Below are 2,277 nucleotides of genomic sequence, written 5' to 3'. Positions count from 1 at the left end.
ATATCTATAGTTTTGTGGTAAAAACCAAGATATAAATAAAGCGGGAAATCCTTCTTGGAAATCCCGCTTTTAAAAATGTTTATCGGACACTAATGAATAAAATTTTCTTTTGAGAATAGCCAAGCAAAACCAACAGCACCAAAATTCGCAAATCTTTTTCCATGACCGAAACGGCTTGAACCATCTCTTCGTCCTGTAAGATTTAAAAAATATCTGTCATTGTATGAATAATTTATTCTCCCAAATACAGCATTATACTTATATTCTGAATTCCCATTACCTATTGCTATAATATTTGAGGCGGCAGCAATGCTGTTAATTAAGTTGTTATTTGAGAATCCCCAGGCATAAAATCCTGATTGTGATATTTGTCTACTTTGAAAAGTAACCCCAATCAGAGAATTTATTTTACCCCCTAATATATTTTGATGAAAGGATAATTGAGGTTCAAAATTCCAAGATTGTAATTTAGCATCGTTAAGAAATAACGAAGACATTTCTGTACCAAATCCATAGGAAGGATCATAAATAGTATTTGGAGAAGTTTTCGATTCCTTTAAATTTGAATCAACATAACCTATCCCTGCTTTTAGCTCCCAACTTTCAAATGGACGGTATATGAGCATGCTGTTAGCAATTAAGTTATTATTCTTTGCCAAATATTTTTCTTCTAAATGTCGTAATGGATTTTGCCAAGTAGAACTTTCCCAGTTAAGACTTCCTTCAGAATTGTAAAGTGCTGGAGCATTTGGTGCCAATTGTATTGCTTGGCTCGTAAGATCTGTTGCCAATAAATTATTTATGTCTGTTGAATAATTTCCTGATAGATCTACTTCAAACTTATTATCTTCTGAAATGTGATTAATGTTGAAGTTCGCTGAGGATTTCTTAAAGGCGAAATTCCCAGGAAATACTGTGGTTTCTTTATAATGAGTACCACTAATTAAAAAGCTAGTACTTTCAGACCCTCCAGAGACTGACATTTGGACATTATTTGTATAGGCTGTGCCTCCAATTAGTTTTTTTTGCCAATCGGTATAACGATTTTTATCCCAAGTTCCATTTATATCATAAGCATTAGTAGGATAAGTTGTTAAACCATCATTTATGTGTGCTTGTTCGCGCATAGTTAAGTACTGTTCAGTGTTCATTAACTTGAGTTTTCTTGCAATACTTCCGACCCCTGAGTAAGTATTTATACTATAGTTTGTAGTGCTCTCTTTTCCTTTTTTAGTAGTAATGAGCACTACTCCATTAGCTCCTCTAGATCCGTAAATAGCTGTAGCATCTGCATCTTTTAAAACCTCAATACTTTCTATGTCAGCAGGGTTAAGGCTGTTTAAAAGACTTATTCCATTCAAAGGAAGTATTGTAGCAGATGTTGATGTACTTCCGAGCTTTTCAGTTCCAAAAGGAATTCCGTTCACAATGTATAAGGGTCTATTTCCATCTGCTCTAAGGCTGTTTTTGCCACGAATCTGAATATCAAAACCACCTCCTGGAACTCCCGTTGTTTGCGTAATATGCACCCCTGCCATTCTTCCCTGCATGGCTGCCAGTGGATTGCTCACCGGCTGCTTCTCAATTTCTTTAGCCGTAATCCTGGAAATACTTCCCGTTTTCTCCCTATCTGTAGTAATATAGTAGCCCGCATTAATTTGGACCTCTCCTAAAGCGGTTACATCCTCTTGCAGTGAGACATTTATGGTAGTACGGTTTTGGATGGGAATGGTAAGCGTAGTGTAACCTAAATAGGAAATTAGTAGTGTGTCAGTAGCTCGGGCATCGATACGATAACGCCCATCAAAGTCAGTGACCACACCATTTGTAGTGTTTTTAATAATAACATTTGCGCCGGAGATGGTTAGTTTGCCATCGGTAACCTTACCAGTGACCAAGAGGTCTTGGGCCGTGAGTGGCAGGGTGAACATTATGAAAAGAAGATTACAGCTAAAAATACGCCGCCACCTGACTGAATTATGATTATTTATCATAGTTTTGTAATGGTTAAAGGGATACATTTATTTTAACTTAGGCCTGCTCTGATGTCCTTGAAAACGAAGAGCGGGCTTTTTTTTTCGTAAGCTGAAGGCTTAGTGAAATCCATTTATGAGTTTGGTTTTATATCATAGGCTATATCTGTGTTTTAATTTTTAGGGAATTAGGCCGCTGCCTTTTTTTACTAGCTATCTCCAACCAACAACGGCCCGTTCCCAAGACTAATTCTAACTGTTTCTTAATGTGTAAATCTGCTATTAATCCTTTGGTTGAAGGTAT

General features: G+C 36.6%; 1 protein-coding gene. It reads right to left on the bottom strand.

All coding sequences use genetic code 11. The features are described from left to right. Positions 1-89: 89 nt before the first annotated feature. Positions 90-1,994 carry a SusC/RagA family TonB-linked outer membrane protein gene (locus J4051_RS18740; protein ID WP_208235419.1) on the bottom strand — a complete coding sequence of 635 codons (1,905 nt, stop codon included), beginning with the start codon at positions 1,992-1,994 and terminating at the stop codon, positions 90-92. Positions 1,995-2,277 lie beyond the last annotated feature (283 nt).

This window comes from Gelidibacter pelagius, from assembly GCF_017581925.1.
Lineage (GTDB): Bacteria > Bacteroidota > Bacteroidia > Flavobacteriales > Flavobacteriaceae > Gelidibacter > Gelidibacter pelagius.
This window is presented reverse-complemented; position numbering and strand designations above follow the sequence as displayed.

Coding starts and splice junctions, on each gene's coding strand:
- J4051_RS18740 (WP_208235419.1), bottom strand. CDS start 1,994: ATGATAAATAATCATAATTCAGTCAGGTGGCGGCGTATTTTTAGCTGT.